Raw genomic sequence first — 16,884 nt, forward strand, 5'->3', positions numbered from 1 at the left:
GCCCCGCCGCCCCCCTACTCCGGCTTCCCGTCGCGCTTGCGCGGGAGTCCGAGCGGGTTGCCGTCGCGCAGCGCCTCCGGCAGCAGGGCGTCCGGGAGATCCTGGTAGCTGACCGGCCGCAGGAAGCGCGTGATGGCGAGGCTGCCGACCGAGGTCGAGCGGCCGTCCGAGGTCGCCGGGTAGGGACCGCCATGCACTATGGCGTGCGTGACCTCGACGCCCGTGCCGAAGCCGTTCGTCACGATCCGGCCGACCTTGCGCTCCAGGAGCGGCAGGAGCGCGCGCGCCGCCGCGTGGTCCGCCGCGTCGAGGTGGATCGCCCCGGTGAGCTGCCCCTCCAGGCCGGACAGGACCGCGCGCAACTCGTCGAGGTCCCGGCAGCGCACCACGAGCGACGCCGCGCCGAACACCTCCTCGGCGAGGCGGTGATCGCCCCGGAAAGCCTCGGCCGTGGTGGCGAACAGGCCACCCCTGCCCTGATAGCGCCCGCCCTCCCGGCCGCGGGCCAGGGTCTCGACCGCCGGATGGGCCTCCAGGACCTCCGTCGCCGCCCGATAGGCGTCGTGGATGCCCGGCGTCAGCATGGTGGCGGCGTCGGTCTCCCGCAGGGCCGCGGCGGCCTCCCGCAGGAAGGCGTCGAGGTCGGGTCCGTCGACCGCGAGCACGAGGCCCGGATTGGTGCAGAACTGGCCGGCCCCGAGGGTCAGCGCCCCGACGAAGCCGCGGGCGATCGCCGCGCCCCGCGCCGCCAGCGCGGCCGGGAACAGGATCACCGGGTTGATGCTGCTCATCTCGGCGTAGACGGGGATTGGCACCGGGCGGGCCGCCGCGATCCGCATCAGCGCCGTCCCCCCGGCCCGCGAGCCGGTGAAGCCCACCGCGGCGATGCGCGGATTGGCCACCAGCGCCTGAGCGATCTCCACGCCCGAATCGAACAGGAGCGAGAACACGCCCTCGGGCAGCCCGCTCGCCGCCACGGCCCGCTGCACCGCGCGGCCGACGAGTTCCGACGTCCCCGGATGGGCCGGATGGGCCTTGGCCACCACCGGACAGCCGGCGGCGAGGGCCGCGGCGGTGTCGCCGCCCGCCACCGAGAAGGCGAGCGGAAAGTTCGAGGCCCCGAACACTGCCACCGGCCCGATCCCGACCATGCGCAGGCGCAGGTCCGGACGCGGCAGGGGCTTGCGCTCCGGCAGGGCCGGGTCGATGCGGGCCTCCAGGTAGGCGCCGTCGCGCACCACCCCGGCGAAGAGGCGCAGCTGCCCGACCGTGCGGCCGCGCTCCCCCTCCAGCCGGGCGCGGGGCAGGCCGGTCTCGGCCATGCAGCGCTGGATGAGGTTGTCGCCGAGGTCGAGGATCGCCTGCGCGACCGCCTCCAGGAAGGCCGCGCGGGTCTCGGGCGCGGTCTCGCGGTAGGTGTCGAAGGCGGCGTCGGCCAGGGCGCAGGCCCGGTCGAGCTGGTCGGGCGAGGCACCCGCGAAGGCGGGGGCCAGGGGCTCGCCGGTCTCCGCCGCCACGGCGCTGCGCGGCGCGCCGGTCCCGGCCGCCGCGGCGGCGCCGATCAGGTTCTCACCACGGATCGTCATGCTGTCTCCTGTCGTGCGAGGGCCGTCAGCGCGCCCAGCGCAGCACCAGCGGGTCGTTGCGGCGGGCGAGCTCGATCAGGCCGGCGCGGGTCGCCGGATGGAGCGGCATCACCGGGTGGCGGGTCGCGCCCGAGCGGATCACCCCGCCCTCCTCCATCAGCGCCTTCGCGGCGACCAGGCCGCATTGCCGGTTCTCGAAGTTGATCAGCGGCAGCCAGCGCTGGTAGGCGGTGATCGCCCCCTCGCGGTCGCCGGCGAAGAAGGCGTCGGTGATCTGCCGGATGCCGTCCGGATAGCCCGCGCCCGTCATCGCCCCGGTCGCCCCGGCGTCGAGATCGGCGAGGAGCGTGATGCCTTCCTCTCCGTCCCAGGGACCCACCACCGCGTCGCCGCCCTCGGCGATGAGCGCCCGCAGCTTCCCGGCGGCCTGCGGCACCTCGATCTTGAAGTAGGCGACGTTCTCGATCTCGCGCGCCATGCGGGCGAGGAGCGGCACCGAGAGCGGGGTGCCCGCCACCGGCGCGTCCTGGATCATGATCGGGATGCGGATCGCGTCCGAGACCCGGCGGAAGAACGCCTCGATCACCGCGTCCGGCACCCGGATGGTCGCGCCGTGATAGGGCGGCATGATCATCACCATGGCGGCGCCCGCCTCCTGTGCCCGGCGGCTGCGCTCGGCGCAGACCGCGGTGGCGAAATGCGTCGTCGTCACGATCACCGGCACCCGGCCCGCGACGTGCTCCAGCACCGCGTGCATCACCCGCTCGCGGTCCTCGTCCGTGAGCACGAACTGCTCGGACCAGTTCGCCAGGATGCAGATGCCGTCGCTGCCCGCATCGATCATGAAGTCGATGCAGCGGCGCTGCCCGTCGAGGTCGAGGTTGCCGTCCGCGTCGAACACGGTCGGCGCCACCGGGAACACGCCGCGATAGATGGGATGGGTCATCGGATGCCTTCGTCCGTGAGGGTCGCGCGGGTCGATGCACCGGGGCGACGGGCGATCGCATCCTCTCCGGATCGCGGCATGCTGGTCGTCCTCCCGGCCCCCGCTGCCGCAGGGACGCATCGCGACGGGCGGCCCGGTCACGGGTCGAGGCCGGCTCCTCCCATGTCGTTCGGGGAACTATCGCGCCATTGTCATGCAGAGCAAATGCCGATATTGGGCGCCGACATACCGATTCCGTTATGTCAGCGGGGATCCGCGTGCAGGAGCGTCTGTCCCTCGCCCGGCTGAAGCTGCGGCACCTGCGCCTGCTGACGGCGATCGAGGCGGCCGGCAGCCTCGGCCACGCGGCGCAGGCGCTGCGCATCACGCAGCCGGCCGCCTCGCGCCTGCTCGCCGAAGTGGAATCCGTGGCGGGCGCCCCGCTCTTCGACCGGCATCCGCGGGGCCTCAGCCCGAATGCCCACGGGGAGGTCCTGACCCGGAGAGCGCGCGCCGTGATGGCCGAACTCAACGCCGCCGGGGAGGAGCTCGACGTCCTGCGCGCGGGCCTCGGCGGCGCCGTGGCGCTGGGCGCGGTGACGGCCCCGGCCGTGGACGGAATCGCCGCGGTCGTCACCGCCCTGCAGGAGCGGCATTCGGACCTGCTCGTCACCGTCGAGGTCGGCACCAGCCTGCCGCTGGTGCGGATGCTGCTCGACCGCAAGCTCGACTTCGTCCTCGCCCGCATCCCGGCGGAGGTTGACGCCGCCGACCTCGACTACCGGGAGATCGGGGACGAGGAACTGATGTTCCTGGTGCGCGACGACCACCCTTTCCTGGCCGGGGAGGCGCCGCCGCTGGCGGCTCTGGCGGAGGCGGCCTGGGTGATGCAGCCCCCCGGCACCCTGCTGCGGCGGCGGATGGACCTCCTGTTCCGCGAGGCCGGGCTCCTGCCGCCGGAGCGGGTGCTCAACACCTCGTCGGTGCTCCTGACGCTCGCGGCAGTGGCGCGGGGCGGGATCATCGGCGCCTTTCCGGCCGCGGCCGCGGCTCTATTCCTGCAGGGCGGCCGCACCCGGCGGCTCGTGCCGGGCGACCTGACGCGTCGCGTCTCGGTCGAGGCGTTCGGGCTGATCCGCCATCGGCACCGGCCGCTCTCGCCGGCCGCGCAGCGGGTCTACGCGGCGGTCGAGGTGGCCATGGTGCCGCGAGACGCGACCCGCCTCAGCTCCCCCGATAGGTCGAGTAGCTCCAGGGCGCGATGAGCAGCGGCACGTGGTAGCGCCCGTCCGGGTCCGCGACGCCGAAGCGGACCGGCACCTCGTCGAGGAAGGGGGGCTCGGCCAATCCGGGCGTGCCCTGACCCCGGAAATAGGCGCCGACCCGGAACACCAGTTCGTAGGTCCCGGAGAGAAGAGCGGGCCCGGCGAGGAGCGGGTCGTCGGTGCGGCCGTCCGCGTTCGTCACCGCCTCTGCCACCGTCTCGCCCCTCCCGTCCGGGCCGAGCCGGCGCAGGGTGACCGCCACGCCCGCGGCGGGCCGGCCGGACGTCACGTCCAGCACATGCGTCGAGAGATGTCCCACGGCGATGCTCCTGCGGTGATCGTCTCGGGGGGTCGAGACGCCGCAGCGGAGCACCGGGCCGGCCTCGCCGCAACCGGAAACCGGCCCCGATTGATCGAACGGTTTTGAAACTCCTTGGCCCCGCGGCGGCTCGCCTGCGGACCGGTCTGCCGGCACTCTCGCGGGGCTCACGACCCCGAAGTCGCGGGGCGGCGATCCCCCGCCCCGCACCGCCCGCAGAGGATGCCGCGCCGATGGACCCGATCCTGCACGAATGGGGCAGCTTCCTCATCCGCTGGACGCACGTCGTCGCGGCCATCGCGTGGATCGGCGCGTCCTTCTACTTCATGCACCTCGATGCCAGCCTGCGGGCCATCGCGGAGATCCCGGCCGGCAAGGGGGGCGAGGCCTGGGAGGTGCACGGCGGCGGCTTCTACCAGGTGCGCAAGTACCTGGTGGCGCCCGACCGCCTGCCCGAGCACCTGATCTGGCACAAGTGGCAATCCTACTCGACCTGGCTGTCGGGATTCGCGCTGCTCTGCTGGATCTATTACGGCCAGGCCGAGCTCTACCTGATCGATCCGGCGGTACGCCCAATCGCGCCGCTGACCGGCGCGGGGATCGGCCTCGCCGCGCTGGCGCTGGGTTGGCTCGTCTACGACGGGCTCAATCGCTCGGCCCTCGCGCAGCGGCCGCCGCTTCTCGCGGGCGCGATCTTCCTCGTCGTGGTCGCCTTCGCGTACGGGTTCCAGCAGGTCTTCTCGGGCCGGGCGGCGATGCTCCACACGGGTGCGGTGATCGCCACCTGGATGACCGGCAACGTCTTCTTCGTGATCATGCCCAACCAGCGCAAGGCGATCGCCGAGCTGGTGGCCGGCCGGGTGCCGAACCCGGCCTGGGGCAAGCAGGCGAAGAACCGCTCGTCCCACAACAACTCCCTGACGCTGCCGGTGCTGTTCTTCATGCTGTCGGGCCACGCCCCGATGGTGTGGTCGACCGCGCCGGTCTGGGCGATCGTCGGCCTCGTGGTGATCACCGGCGGGGTCGTGCGCCACTTCTTCAATGTCCGCAACGCCGGCGGCGGCGACCGCTGGTGGACCTGGGGCGTGGCCGCCGCCTGCGTGCTGCTCGCCGCCGCGATCAGCATCGCCTCCTCACCGGCCGGCCGCCAGCGCCTCGGCCTCGCCGCGGCGGCGCAGGTCGCCGCCGCGGATCACCCGGACGCCGAATGGCCGGCTCCGGACGGCCCGGTGATGGCGGCGATCGGCAGCCGCTGCAGCATGTGCCACGCACCCGAGCCGCTCTGGCCGGGCCTCGCGACGGCGCCGAAAGGCGTGCTCCTCGATACGCCCGAGCACGTCGCCCGCTTCGCGCCCGCGATCCGCCTCCAGGCGGTGCTCACCCGCGCAATGCCGCCCGGCAACGTCACCGACATGCAGCCCGAGGAGCGGGAGGATCTCGCCCGCTGGCTCGCGGAGCGCTGACCGCTGCCGGTCGCCGGCCTCACCGGTCCGGGCGCTACCGCAGCACCGCCCCCACCAGCGCCAGACGCTCCGCCACGTGCGCGCGCAATCCCTCGTGGGCCATCTCCACGAAGGTCTTGGTGCGCGCCGAGAGCATCTTGCGCGACGGGTACAGGATGCCGAGGGTCACCGGCACCGGCGGCGTGTGCGGCAGGACGCGGCGCAGCCGCCCCGCCGCGAGGTGGGGCGCGACCTCGAAGAGCGGCTTCAGGGCGATGCCCTCGCCGGCGAGCGCCCATTCGGTCAGGGTGTCCCCGTCATCCACGTCGATATGGCCGGAGACGGGCAGCGTCACGGTCTCCTCGCCGTCCGTCAGCGTCCAGCGGAACTGCTCGGAGCCCGGGAAGCGCAGGAGCAGGCAATCATGCGCCAGGAGGTCGGCGGGCTCCTCCAGGGCCGGAGCGCGGTCGAGATAGGAGGGCGCCGCGCAGAGCACACGCTCCACCTCCGCGATCTTGCGCAGGGTGAAGCTCGAATCGCGCATCCGCGCCATGCGGATCGCCACGTCGACGGCCTCCTGCACGAGGTCGAGGAGGTGGTCGGAGAGGCGCAGGTGGATGTCCGTCTCCGCGTGGCGCGCCCGGAAGCGCGGGATCAGCGAGGCGACCACCCCGCGCCCGAGCCCGAGGGGGGCGGTGATCTTCAGCACGCCCCGCGGCGCCGCCCCCGCGGTCTCGACGCTCTTCTCGGCCCGGTCCACCGCGGCCGTGATGGCAAGGCAGTTCTCGTAGAAGATCCGCCCCGCCTCGGTCAGGCTCATGCGCCGGGTCGTGCGGGTGAGGAGGAGGCAGCCGAGATGCTCCTCCAGCGTCTGGATCCGGTAGCTGATCACCGAGGGCGACAGGCGCAGGCTGCGGCCGGCCGCCGAGAAGCTGCCGGTCTCGGCCGCGCGCATGAAGATCCGGACGCTTTCCAGCGATATCATCCCGGCCGATTCCGCCAAGATCCCGAAAGGTGTCAACGAGAAATTCCGGGATACCGGCACCGTCGGGGCCTCTAGGCTCGCGGCCCTGGCAACGCCCGCGCCCTCCGGATCCCCGATGAGCCACGCCCCGTACAACCCGCCCTGCGGCGGCCTTCCGCCCCAGACCGCCCTGATGACCGGCCGCGCCGTGTTCACGGAGGCCTACGCGGTGATCCCGCGGGGCGTGATGAGCGACATCGTCACCAGCGTCCTGCCCTTCTGGGAGGGCACCCGGACCTGGATGCTGTCGCGGCCGCTCTCGGGCTTCTCCGAGACCTTCGCCCAGTACCTGATGGAGGTGGCGCCGGATGGCGGCAGCGAGCGGCCAGACCCCGACCCGGAGGCGGAGGGCGTGCTGTTCGTGGTCGAGGGCGCGCTCACGCTCACCCTCGACGGGCGCGCCCACGCGCTGCGCCCGGGCAGCTACGCCTACTTGGCGCCGGGCGCCGCCTGGGCGCTGCGCAACCGGAGCGGCGGGGCGGCCCGTTTCCACTGGGTCCGCAAGGCCTACGAGCGGGTGCCGGGGATCGACGCGCCGGACTCCTTCCTGACCCACGAGTCGGGGGTCGCGCCGGTCGGCATGTCCGGCACCGACGGGGCCTGGGCTACCACCCGCTTCGTCGACCCGGCGGATGTGCGCCACGACATGCACGTCAACATCGTCGCCCTGCGCCCGGGCGCCACGATCCCCTTCGAGGAGACGCACGTGATGGAGCACGGGCTGTTCGTGCTGGAGGGCAAGGCGGTCTACCGGCTCAACCGCGACTGGGTCGAGGTCGAGGCCGGCGACTACATGTGGCTGCGCGCCTTCTGCCCGCAGGCCTGCTACGCGGGCGGGCCGGGCCCGTTCCGCTACCTGCTCTACAAGGACGTGAACCGCCACGCCGCCCTGCGGCCGCGGGGGGCGGGCCGGTGAGCCCCCTTACGCTGACGGCGCGCCCGCTCACGGCGGAGGCCTTCGCGGCCTTCGGGCGCGTCCTCGACACCGCGCAGGTGGCGCCCCGGGCGATGAACGGCGGCATGGCGCGCCGCTTCCACGACCTCGCGGAGGTGGAGGTCGCCGGCGAGGGGGGCCGGGTGGTGATCGGTCTGGTGGAGGCGCGGCCCTACCCGCTGCCGCTCGCCCTTACCCTCGTCGAGCGCCACCCGCTCGGCGCCCAGGCCTTCTTCCCGCTCACCCGCGCGCCCTTCCTGGTGGTGGTCTGCCCGGACGAGGGCGGCCGGCCCGGGCGCCCGGAGGCCTTCGTCACCGCGCCCGGACAGGGGGTGCTCTACCACCGGGGCACCTGGCACGGTGTGCTCACCCCCTTCGGGGCGCCGCAGGACTTCCTGGTGGTGGATCGCGGCGGGCCGGGCGCGAACCTGGAGGAGCACGTCTTCGGGGAACCGTGGACAGTCGCGGTGCCAACGTCAGGCTAGAGGCTGTTATGGCCCGGAGACAGGTATTGTGTCGCGTCAGCGGAGACCAAGATGACACGTGAAGCCTGCTCCAGGTTTTTGATTTTGCCGTATGCCCTTCGTTGAGCCGGCATCTTCTTCCGCGAAAAATACTCTAGACAGCTGAGTTCAGAGCTTTGCTCATGATGACGCTGCGATACATCTTCCCTCGCCAGTTCGCATGTTCTACGAAACGAAACCCGCGCCGCTCGTACCAAGCGATCAGGTGATGTGCGCCCTCTGATGTATCGAGCGCAAGTTCTGTCGCGCCCGTCCGTCTGGCGCGCCGCTCGGCCTCGGTCAGCAACAGGTTTCCCACGCCGCGCCCTTGAGAGTCGGGCAGAACGCCGAACTGCCCGATCGTCGCGACCTCGGGCCTTTCGTACCACGGGCAGCCTTTGGACGTCCCCGGAGACCGAAACAGGATTGTCCCGACGATTGTGGTGTCATCAACCGCGACGATGCAATCACCATCAGCGATGCGTCTGAGCGTAACATGTTCCGATTGATCGACCGCTGTGTAGTTGAAACCCATCTCACCTAGCCGGGCATAAGCAGCGTGCAGCAACTGTGTCAAAGCCGCGATTGAATCTCCGGATTGTAGAGGACGGATGAGCATCTTGACCTCGGATCACAAAAGGCATTTATCAGTGATTACCCTTGGTCAGCAGCGAGTCGCAAGCGGCCGTTCCCTTGGTCGGGCGGATTGGGTTTTGACCCACTTGCAGCGCGGGATCGGGCGCGACGGACGTGGAAGGGCGTTCGCCGCGGCCCTGCGGGCATGGTGCCGATCACCATCCGCGACCCGCAACGCGGCCCGTCGAGAGGTCGCTTCCGGCCGCAGCCGCCCGCCTCAGGCGCCTTCCGCCAGGGCCTTGAGCGCCGCGAGGTCGCGCCTGACCCAGGCCTCGTCCGCGGCGAAGCGCTCGGGGCTCATGTCGGGCAGCCGGAACAGCGTCAGCATCACCTCGCTGCCCTCCTGGTTCGGAACGATCCGCAGGGGCACGAACACGACGCGACCATCCCCGAGGTCGACCCAGTGATCCATCACGCCGAGATCGTTGCGCGGCGTGAACCGGATCGTGACGGGTCCCTCCGGTCCCATTGCCCGCCACACCTCCCCGTCACTCGCGAGCCCGCCGCCACTGAGGCCGGACGCCCAGCGCGGGAAGCTCTCGGGATGCCAGAGCATGTCGTAGAGGGCGCGGGCTTCACGTCGCACCGCGCAGGTGACGACCTTGGCGTCCAGCATGGTTCCTCCGCGGGACGACCCTCGCAGGCGGGAGCCCCTGTCCCGCCCGCCTCCCGCCGCTACATTAACGGAGGATCGAGCCGGGGACGCCGATGTACGCCGAGGACGGCTGGAAATCACCCTGGGAGCCGCCGCCCCGTCGGCGCCGCCTGACGGATCGCCAGGAGCGGGTGTTCCTCTGGATCATCGCCGTCAACGCGCTGCTGCTCCTTCTCGCGCCGGTGGGCGGCTCGACGGTCATCCACGCGGTCGTCGCAGCGCTCCGACACGGGTGAGGCCGGAACCTCGCTGTCGCGGCCGGCCCAAGTCGCGAGGCGGGATCCGCTCTGGATCGCGCAGGTTCCGAATCGTCCGGCTGCGATGGGATCCATCGGCGATGTCGCGCATCGATTCGGCGGCGACCTCAGCACGCCGCGAGACGGCAAGGCGTCGGCCCCAGGACTGGACCGAGGAGCCTCTTCGCGGCGAAGCTTGCGCGGGTTCGCGGATGGCCTTCCGCCGACACTGCCTGCGGGCCCGGACCGGGGCGCGCGCCGCGATGACCCGAATGCCAGACGTTCCACCGGAGGCCCGCCCGATGACGTCCCTGCTCCTGAAGAACGCCGAGATCCTGGTGACCATGGACGAGGCCCGCCGGGAGATCCGGGGCGGGGCGGTCTACGCTGAGGACAACCGCATCGTCGCGGTCGGCACCGCCGAGGAGGTGCCGGCGCAGGCCGACACCGTGCTCGACATGACCGGCCACGTGGTGCTGCCGGGGCTCGTCAACACCCACCACCACATGTACCAGACGCTGACCCGCGCGGTGCCGGCCGCGCAGGACGCGGACCTGTTCGGGTGGCTCACGGCGCTCTACCCGATCTGGGCGCGGCTCACCCCCGAGATGGTCCGGGTCTCGACCCAGACCGCCATGGCGGAGCTGATCCTCTCCGGCTGCACCACGTCGAGCGACCACCTCTACCTCTACCCCAACGGCTGCCGGCTCGACGACGCGATCGAGGCCGCGGAGGCGATCGGGATGCGCTTCCACGCCGCCCGCGGGGCGATGAGCGTGGGCGAGAGCCAGGGCGGCCTGCCCCCCGACGCCCTGGTGGAGGACGAGGCCGCGATCCTGGAGGACACCCAGCGCCTGATCCTGCGCTGGCACGACCCGTCGCGCTTCGCGATGCGGCGGATCGTGGTGGCGCCCTGCTCGCCCTTCTCGGTGAGCCGCGACCTGATGCGCGACGCCGCCGCCCTCGCCCGCAGCGCCGGGGTCTCGCTGCACACCCACCTCGCCGAGAACGACGACGACGTCCGCTACAGCCGGGAGCGGTTCGGCATGAGCCCGGCCGAGTACGCGGCGGATCTCGGCTGGACCGGCCCCGACGTCTGGCACGCCCACTGCGTCAAGCTCGACGCGGCGGGCATCGCCCTGTTCGGCCGCACCGGCACCGGAATCGCCCATTGCCCCTGCTCGAACATGCGCCTGGCCTCGGGCATCGCCCCGGTCCGCCAGATGCGCTGCGAGGGGGTGCCGGTCGGGCTCGGGGTCGACGGCTCGGCCTCGAACGACGGGGCGCACCTGCTCGGCGAGGCGCGCCAGGCGATGCTGCTCGCCCGGGTCGGGTTCGGCCCGGCCGCCATGACGGCCCGGGAGGCCCTGGAGATCGCGACGCGCGGCGGCGCGCGGGTGCTCAACCGGGACGACATCGGGGCGCTCAGCCCCGGCATGGCCGCCGACATCGTGGCCTTCGACCTCGGCGCCCTCGCCTTCGCGGGGGCCCGGCACGACCCGGTGGCGGCCCTCGTCTTCTGCTCCCCACAGGAGGTGGCCTGGAGCATCATCGATGGGCGCATCGTCGTGCGCGAGGGACGCCTCGCCACCCTCGACGCGCGGGCGCTGGCGCGGCGCCACAACGACCTCGCGGCGGCGCTGGTGCGGGACGAGCGGGCGCCCTGAGGGCAGATCGCCCTGAGATCCGGGACGCGGTTCGGCGCACCTGCCGCCCCAATCGCGGTCACCGACAAGCTTCCGTTGTCTTCTCTCGCCATTCGTGATGAATTCTGCGGATTTTGTGATACAAAAAGAGAGTTTAATCAAACAGAAATCGCAATTTCTGCTTTCAGCTTGCGCTCAATTGCACAGCGATACGAAATCGTCATCTTCAACCGCATACTCCGATCCGATGTTCTACAGCACAGCAGCGTGATATCAGAAAAACGACCTTGACAGAATTCGCGCCCTGCCGAACACTTTGCGCTCATCTCACGCGTCGATTCCTTGCGTCTGTTGTCGGTCCGGGCCCTCTCGCGCCGGCGAAACACCGCCTGGAACCGAGGCATTTCGAGGGGGGACATCCGGATGCACCAGCACACCCCTCCCGCCTCGGCCGGGCGGGCGCCGCCGGCCGCGAGCGCCCGCGACACCAGCCGCGACGGGTTCCGCAACCGGCTGGAGGATGCCCTGCTGACGCGGGGGCGCTCCTTCTGGGAATTCGTCAACGGGCAGCCCTGGCTCGCCCGCTTCCTCAACCGGCTCATCGTGTCGAACGCGGTGCTGAAGGCGCCGACCCGGCCGCTGCGCCTCTCGACCAAGGCCGATTATCCGGCCTGGTCGACGCTCACGGACCGCACCTACTTCGCGCGCTACCTGCCGCCGGCGGAGATCCCGGACCTGCCCCCGGTCGAGGCGCTGGCGCCCCTCTACGTCACCCGGGCCTCCGGCCCGCGCCTGTCGCGGCGCTCGACCCTGCTGTTCCCGAGCTTCGCGCAGTGGTTCACGGACGGCTTCCTGATGACCGTCCCGGACGACACGCGGCGCACCGCCACCAACCACCAGATCGACCTCTCGCAGATCTACGGGCTCACCACCGAGGTCGAGCACGCCCTGCGCGAGCGCAGCCCGGACCCGCACCGGCGCGGACGCCTCCTGTCCGAGATCCGCGACGGGGAGGAATGGGCCCCGCGCCTGTTCGACGCCGCGGGCGTCCGCGACCCGCGCTTCGCGGCGGTGCCCGACCCGGTGAAGATGCCCGCCGACCTGCCGGCGGACCGCAAGGCCACCCTGTTCGCCTTCGGCGGGGAGCGGGCGAATTCCACGGTGTTCACGGCGGCGATCAACACGCTGTTCCTGCGCGAGCACAACCGCCTCTGCGGCCTGATCGGCGCGGCGAACCCGGGCTTCGACGACGAGCGCGTCTTCCAGACCGCGCGGGCGGTCAACACGGTGCAGCTGATAAAGGTCGTGGTCGAGGAGTACATCAACCACATCTCGCCCTACTGGTTCAGGCTGCTGGCCGATCCGACGCCCTGCTACCGGGCGGTCTGGAACCGCGAGAACTGGATCCCGGTGGAGTTCAACCTGCTCTACCGCTGGCACAGCCTGGTGCCGGAGACCGCGACCTGGCGGGGCGCGCCCTTCCCGATGGCCCAGGCCCGGTTCGGCAACGGGCCGCTTCTCGCGGACGGGCTCGGGGCGGCGCTCGACGCGGCGAGCCAGTCGGAGACCTGGCGCATGGGGCTGTTCAACACCGCCGAGATGCTGCGGGGCGTCGAGGCGGCGAGCCTGCTCCAGGGCCGGACCAACGGGCTCGCGGGCTACAACGACTACCGCGAGACCATGAACTATCCGAAGGTCGAGCGGTTCGAGCAGATCAGCGGCGATCCCGAGGTCGTCGCCGCCCTGCGCGATCTCTACGGCACGGTCGACCGCGTGGAGTTCTTCGTCGGGCTCTTCGCCGAGGACCCGCCCGAGCGCTCGGCGGTGCCGCCGCTGATCGGCCGGATGGTGGCCGTGGACGCCTTCTCGCACGCGCTCACCAACCCGCTCCTCGCGCCCGCGGTCTTCAAGGAGAAGACCTTCACCCCGGAAGGCTGGGCGTCGATCGCCGCGACCGCGACGCTCGCCGACATTGCCGGGCGCAACCTGCCGGGCGGGGCCGCGCGCTTCCGCATCAGCATGGACCATCCGGAGCATCGGTCGGTCGCCTGATCCGCGGGAGGACCGTCATGGCGGAGCGCAAGGTCTACGAGGTCGGCCTCGTCCTCGCCGGTGCGGTCTCGGCCGGCTGCTACTCGGCCGGCGTGATGGACTTCCTGATCGAGGCCCTGGACGGCTACTACGCCGCGCGCGGCCAGCCGGGCTGGACCGGGCCGACCCACGACGTGCGCGTGCCGGTTCTGGCGGGCGCCTCGGCCGGCGGCATGACCGCCGGGATGGCGGCGCTGCACCTGTTCCGGGACCTCGCCCACGTGCGGCCGGGCGCGCCCCCGCCGCCGGCCGGGACCAACCGCCTCTATGCGAGCTGGGTGAGCGACATCGCGATCGAGCACCTGCTCGACACGGGCGACCTCGGGCCCGGCCAGGGTCTGCGCTCGCTCCTGTGCAGCGACGTCCTCGACGCCATCCTGGCGGACGCCTTCCGGATCGACGGGGGCGTGGTGCGCCGGCCCTGGATCGGCCGCGGCGACGATGCCGGGCTGCAGGTCATGCTGACCCTGACGAACCTGCGCGGCGTTCCCTATTCCTTCGACCTCGTCGGCGCCGGGGCCAAGAGCAACTTCGGAATGACGAACCACGCCGATATCGGGTCGTTCCGGCTCGGCGCGGGGCCGGCGCCGGCGGGCAGGCCCTGGCTCGACGTGGCGGGGCCTCACGACGCGGCCTGGGACTTCTTCCGGGCGGCGGCCCTCGCCACGGGGGCCTTCCCGGTCGGCCTCGCCCCGCGAGCGGTGACGCGCGCGGCGGCCGACCTCCTGACCTGGGGCACGGTCGGGCGCGCGGGTCCGGACGGGCGGTTCACGGTGATTCCCCCGGATTCCGCCTTCGACCTCACGGCCGAGAGCCGCTACTGGGCGGTGGATGGCGGGACCATCGACAACGAGCCGCTGGAGCAGGCGCGGCGCTTCCTCACGGACGGGCACCCCGACGAGCCGCGCGGGGAGCAGGCGAAGCGGTCGGTGGTGCTGATCGCGCCCTTCCCGCACCCGACCGCCCTGACGGAGGATCCGGTCACGGGCACGCTCGCCACCACCCTCCCGGCCCTGTTCTCCGCGCTGATCAACCAGGCGCGCTTCAAGCCGGAGGAACTCGCGCGGGCGCGGGACGAGGAGGATTTTTCCCGCTACATGATCTCGCCCGAGCGGGAGAAGGCCGGCGGCGGCCGGCCCGCCCTGGCGATCGCGAGCGGCGCGCTCGGCGGCTTCAGCGGCTTCCTGCACGAGAGCTTCCGCCGGCACGACTACCTGCTCGGGCGGCGCAACGCCCAGGCCTTCCTGCGCTGGAACTTCGCGCTGCCGGCGACGAACGACCTCTTCGCCGGCGCCACGATCGGCCCGGAATGGGCCGTCCGCGACGCCAGCGGGGCGACCGGATCCCTCGCCCCGCAGGAGGACGCGACGCGGTTCGCCCTCAAGACGTTCAAGGCCCCGGGCGGTCCCCCGCAGGGCGTCCCCGTCTACCCGATCATCCCGCTGACCCCCGCGCTGCAGACCCCGATCGAGATCGGGCCCGCCGACCGCGCCCGTCCCGGCGACGTGGACCGGGACGAACTGAAGCGCCGCATCGAGGCCCGCGTCGAGAAGGTGGTGGAGGCGCTCATCGACGTCGACCTGCGCAAGGAGACCGACGAGATGGGCCGGATCGGCGGCTACCTCGCCCGCGAGGGCGCGAAGTCCTTCGGCACCCACGTCGCCGCCCGCAAGGCCGCGGCCGCCCTGGACGCCGCCCTCGATCAACTCGCCAAGGACTTCCCCTGAGCGGCCGCCCGGGACGTTCCGCGCGGAGCCCGGCCGTCCGGGCAAGAAAAGGCCCGCCGCGGCCAGGCCGGGCGGGCGGGAGTGCTTCTCAACGGGGGTTGAGACCCGGCCACCGAAGCATGATCGAGGGCCTGACGAATTCACCTTTGTTAGAACGATTCGATTGCCCGGAGAATCGGTGATCCGAAGGCTTTGACGTGGATCAATGACCTAAACTGGCGAGCATGACAGGAGACGCGCGTCACAGAGACTTGGGACTTTGGCCCACTTAACGCATGATGTTGCCGTCCATCTGAAGAAGACGCCATGAGCAGGGCGCACGGGACCGGCTGGTGAGGGAGCAGCGAGGACGTCATGGCGCCTGAACCGACCCGCGACGCGGTGCCCCGAGGGGTTCCGCGCGGCGGCCTCCAGGCCGCGGAATTCGAGGACAAGCGGTACGGACTCCTGCGGGTGGACGGCCGCTCGGTGATCTACGTCGCGCACGAGGGCGAGGCCGCCGGGCTGCGCTTCACCTATCCGAGCGAGCACGACGCGCGGGCGCAGCTGAGCTTCTTCCGGGCCGCGTACCAGGACCTGAAGCGCCACCGCGCGGCCCCTCGGTGAGAGGTGAGGCGGAGCGGGAGGGTGGCGGCCGCGCGCGGGTCAGGGAGGCCCTGAGGGGGAGGCCGCGGCCGACCCCGTCGGTCGCTGCAGGGCGACAGAGCGGAACCGAGTGCGGACATGAGGCGGCGCGATTTCGTCCTTCTCCTGGGGCCCGCTGCAGCGACGGGTTGGTCGCGGCTTGCGCGCGCGCAAGACCCCATGCGGGTCGGGATCGTCTGGCACGCGGGCAGCTCCGACGAAGAGGAGCCTTACTTCAGCGCGCTTCATCGAGGATTCGTCGACCTCGGCTATGGCGATGACAGATTGCTCAGATTCGAGCACCGTTTCCCGAATGAGCAACCCGATCGCTTCGTGAGCTTGACGGCGGAGCTCGTCGCGTTGCCGGTCGATTTGATCGTTGCTGTAACATTGCCCGCTGCCCTGGCAGCTCAGCAGGCGACCAAGACCATACCGATTGTCTTCATATTGGTACCCGATCCCGTCCGATCACGGTTGGTTCATTCATTTTCCAGACCAGGCGGAAACATCACGGGTCTGACCCAGATCGCCGTCGAACTGAGCGCCAAGCGGCTCGCGTTGCTGAAAGAAGCGGTGCCGCAGATGCGACGCGTCGCACTCCTCGTCAATGCGAATGATCCGCAGACGATGCAGCGCGTGATCGATGAGCACAACGCCGCCGCAGCCGCGCTCGATCTGAGCGTCCAATCGTTCGGAGTACGGTCTCTGGACGACTTTGAACGATCCTGCGATAAGATGCTTGAAAATCATTCCGAAGGCATCGTCGTATATCCGGATGGACTGACCTACAAAGGGCGCAGCCTGCTCGCATAGTATGCTCGGGCGCGCAAACTTCCATTGATGATGTTTTCACGAGAGAGTTTACTGGCCGGCGCGCTTCTTTCTTATGGGCCAGACTACAAGCATATATTTTATCGAGCAGCATCTTATGTCGACAAGATCTACAAGGGGGATAAACCAACCAGTATGCCTGTCGAGGCGCCAGAAAAATTTGAATTTTGCGTAAATATGAAGACAGCAGCAGAACTCGGGCTCGAAATTCCCCCGTCACTTCTGTCCAGGGCCGACGAACTCATCGAGTAGACCATCTGCGTCGCTTCTCGACTTCACGATCACGGCCACCGGCTCAAACGGTGACGGTCTCGGCCTGCAGGGCCAGCGCATGCGCGGCTCGGCATGGAGACGAGCGCGACCGTGACGGGCGGGACGGGCAGAGCCGGGGGAGAGCGGCGAGGCCGAGGGGTCGGTGATGGCGCCCGCCGCGCTCGGGC

At 71.0% G+C, this 16,884-nt stretch carries 15 protein-coding genes and 1 pseudogene; 10 read left to right on the plus strand and 6 right to left on the minus strand.

From position 1 onward, the window contains the following. Nucleotides 1-14: 14 nt before the first annotated feature. Together ACW9J6_RS24845 and ACW9J6_RS24850 are read right to left on the minus strand one after the other, a co-directional pair. The gene (locus tag ACW9J6_RS24845) at nucleotides 15-1,586 is read right to left on the minus strand and encodes an aldehyde dehydrogenase (NADP(+)) (protein WP_457119120.1); all 1,572 of its coding nucleotides are present in this window, start codon (nucleotides 1,584-1,586) and stop codon (nucleotides 15-17) included. A gap of 25 nt (nucleotides 1,587-1,611) precedes the next feature. Beyond that, complete coding sequence (locus ACW9J6_RS24850) at nucleotides 1,612-2,532, minus strand: dihydrodipicolinate synthase family protein (protein WP_457119121.1); 921 nt, start codon at nucleotides 2,530-2,532, stop codon at nucleotides 1,612-1,614. Between the two features lie 257 nt (nucleotides 2,533-2,789). Here ACW9J6_RS24850 and ACW9J6_RS24855 point away from each other — a divergent pair, with 257 nt between their 5' ends. Next, a complete protein-coding gene (locus tag ACW9J6_RS24855) occupies nucleotides 2,790-3,776 on the plus strand; it encodes a LysR family transcriptional regulator (RefSeq protein ID WP_457119122.1) in 987 nt (328 codons plus the stop codon). On the opposite strand, the gene uraH is transcribed toward ACW9J6_RS24855, so the two are convergent. Continuing rightward, the gene (uraH, locus tag ACW9J6_RS24860; RefSeq protein ID WP_457119123.1) at nucleotides 3,736-4,095 is read right to left on the minus strand and encodes a hydroxyisourate hydrolase; all 360 of its coding nucleotides are present in this window, start codon (nucleotides 4,093-4,095) and stop codon (nucleotides 3,736-3,738) included. The genes ACW9J6_RS24855 and uraH overlap by 41 nt on opposite strands. 233 nt (nucleotides 4,096-4,328) lie before the next feature. Here uraH and ACW9J6_RS24865 point away from each other — a divergent pair, with 233 nt between their 5' ends. Further along, nucleotides 4,329-5,558: a urate hydroxylase PuuD gene (locus tag ACW9J6_RS24865; RefSeq protein ID WP_457119124.1), complete on the plus strand. Its 1,230-nt coding sequence runs from the start codon at nucleotides 4,329-4,331 to the stop codon at nucleotides 5,556-5,558. A gap of 34 nt (nucleotides 5,559-5,592) precedes the next feature. On the opposite strand, the gene ACW9J6_RS24870 is transcribed toward ACW9J6_RS24865, so the two are convergent. Next, complete coding sequence (locus tag ACW9J6_RS24870; RefSeq protein WP_457119125.1) at nucleotides 5,593-6,522, minus strand: LysR family transcriptional regulator; 930 nt, start codon at nucleotides 6,520-6,522, stop codon at nucleotides 5,593-5,595. 115 nt (nucleotides 6,523-6,637) lie between these two features. Between ACW9J6_RS24870 and ACW9J6_RS24875 the strand changes: the two genes are divergently transcribed. Together ACW9J6_RS24875 and ACW9J6_RS24880 are read left to right on the plus strand one after the other, a co-directional pair. Continuing rightward, nucleotides 6,638-7,477 (plus strand): bifunctional allantoicase/(S)-ureidoglycine aminohydrolase, encoded by an 840-nt coding sequence (locus ACW9J6_RS24875; RefSeq protein WP_457119126.1) that lies wholly within the window; start codon nucleotides 6,638-6,640, stop codon nucleotides 7,475-7,477. After that, nucleotides 7,474-7,980, plus strand: a complete 507-nt coding sequence (locus ACW9J6_RS24880) for an ureidoglycolate lyase (RefSeq protein ID WP_457119127.1) — start codon at nucleotides 7,474-7,476, stop codon at nucleotides 7,978-7,980. The genes ACW9J6_RS24875 and ACW9J6_RS24880 overlap by 4 nt, the downstream gene beginning before the upstream one ends. Before the next feature lie 133 nt (nucleotides 7,981-8,113). On the opposite strand, the gene ACW9J6_RS24885 is transcribed toward ACW9J6_RS24880, so the two are convergent. Both ACW9J6_RS24885 and ACW9J6_RS24890 read right to left on the minus strand, forming a co-directional pair. Beyond that, on the minus strand, nucleotides 8,114-8,617 hold the full coding sequence (locus tag ACW9J6_RS24885) for a GNAT family N-acetyltransferase (RefSeq protein ID WP_457119128.1): 504 nt from the start codon (nucleotides 8,615-8,617) through the stop codon (nucleotides 8,114-8,116). A gap of 234 nt (nucleotides 8,618-8,851) precedes the next feature. Then, complete coding sequence (locus ACW9J6_RS24890; protein WP_457119129.1) at nucleotides 8,852-9,250, minus strand: polyketide cyclase; 399 nt, start codon at nucleotides 9,248-9,250, stop codon at nucleotides 8,852-8,854. A 92-nt stretch (nucleotides 9,251-9,342) separates the two neighbouring features. Here ACW9J6_RS24890 and ACW9J6_RS24895 point away from each other — a divergent pair, with 92 nt between their 5' ends. The 6 genes and pseudogenes from ACW9J6_RS24895 to ACW9J6_RS24920 all read left to right on the plus strand — a co-directional run bounded on the left by ACW9J6_RS24895 (nucleotide 9,343) and on the right by ACW9J6_RS24920 (nucleotide 16,696). Then, on the plus strand, nucleotides 9,343-9,525 hold the full coding sequence (locus tag ACW9J6_RS24895; RefSeq protein ID WP_457119130.1) for a hypothetical protein: 183 nt from the start codon (nucleotides 9,343-9,345) through the stop codon (nucleotides 9,523-9,525). 302 nt (nucleotides 9,526-9,827) lie between these two features. Next, nucleotides 9,828-11,192 (plus strand): 8-oxoguanine deaminase, encoded by a 1,365-nt coding sequence (locus ACW9J6_RS24900; protein WP_457119131.1) that lies wholly within the window; start codon nucleotides 9,828-9,830, stop codon nucleotides 11,190-11,192. Between the two features lie 402 nt (nucleotides 11,193-11,594). Further along, the gene (locus tag ACW9J6_RS24905; RefSeq protein WP_457119132.1) at nucleotides 11,595-13,223 is read left to right on the plus strand and encodes a peroxidase family protein; all 1,629 of its coding nucleotides are present in this window, start codon (nucleotides 11,595-11,597) and stop codon (nucleotides 13,221-13,223) included. A 17-nt stretch (nucleotides 13,224-13,240) separates the two neighbouring features. Beyond that, the gene (locus ACW9J6_RS24910) at nucleotides 13,241-14,989 is read left to right on the plus strand and encodes a patatin-like phospholipase family protein (protein ID WP_457119133.1); all 1,749 of its coding nucleotides are present in this window, start codon (nucleotides 13,241-13,243) and stop codon (nucleotides 14,987-14,989) included. 354 nt (nucleotides 14,990-15,343) lie between these two features. Next, entirely contained in the window at nucleotides 15,344-15,595 is a 252-nt protein-coding gene (locus tag ACW9J6_RS24915) for a hypothetical protein (protein WP_457119134.1), read from the plus strand. Nucleotides 15,596-15,793: 198 nt separating this feature from the next. Then, nucleotides 15,794-16,696: pseudogene (locus tag ACW9J6_RS24920) on the plus strand (ABC transporter substrate-binding protein). Nucleotides 16,697-16,884: the final 188 nt, after the last annotated feature.

Source organism: Methylobacterium sp. JK268, from assembly GCF_054052225.1.

Coding starts and splice junctions, on each gene's coding strand:
- ACW9J6_RS24845 (WP_457119120.1), bottom strand. CDS start 1,586: ATGACGATCCGTGGTGAGAACCTGATCGGCGCCGCCGCGGCGGCCGGG.
- ACW9J6_RS24850 (WP_457119121.1), bottom strand. CDS start 2,532: ATGACCCATCCCATCTATCGCGGCGTGTTCCCGGTGGCGCCGACCGTG.
- ACW9J6_RS24865 (WP_457119124.1), top strand. CDS start 4,329: ATGGACCCGATCCTGCACGAATGGGGCAGCTTCCTCATCCGCTGGACG.
- ACW9J6_RS24870 (WP_457119125.1), bottom strand. CDS start 6,522: ATGATATCGCTGGAAAGCGTCCGGATCTTCATGCGCGCGGCCGAGACC.
- ACW9J6_RS24875 (WP_457119126.1), top strand. CDS start 6,638: ATGAGCCACGCCCCGTACAACCCGCCCTGCGGCGGCCTTCCGCCCCAG.
- ACW9J6_RS24885 (WP_457119128.1), bottom strand. CDS start 8,617: ATGCTCATCCGTCCTCTACAATCCGGAGATTCAATCGCGGCTTTGACA.
- ACW9J6_RS24890 (WP_457119129.1), bottom strand. CDS start 9,250: ATGCTGGACGCCAAGGTCGTCACCTGCGCGGTGCGACGTGAAGCCCGC.
- ACW9J6_RS24895 (WP_457119130.1), top strand. CDS start 9,343: ATGTACGCCGAGGACGGCTGGAAATCACCCTGGGAGCCGCCGCCCCGT.
- ACW9J6_RS24900 (WP_457119131.1), top strand. CDS start 9,828: ATGACGTCCCTGCTCCTGAAGAACGCCGAGATCCTGGTGACCATGGAC.
- ACW9J6_RS24905 (WP_457119132.1), top strand. CDS start 11,595: ATGCACCAGCACACCCCTCCCGCCTCGGCCGGGCGGGCGCCGCCGGCC.
- ACW9J6_RS24910 (WP_457119133.1), top strand. CDS start 13,241: ATGGCGGAGCGCAAGGTCTACGAGGTCGGCCTCGTCCTCGCCGGTGCG.
- ACW9J6_RS24915 (WP_457119134.1), top strand. CDS start 15,344: ATGGCGCCTGAACCGACCCGCGACGCGGTGCCCCGAGGGGTTCCGCGC.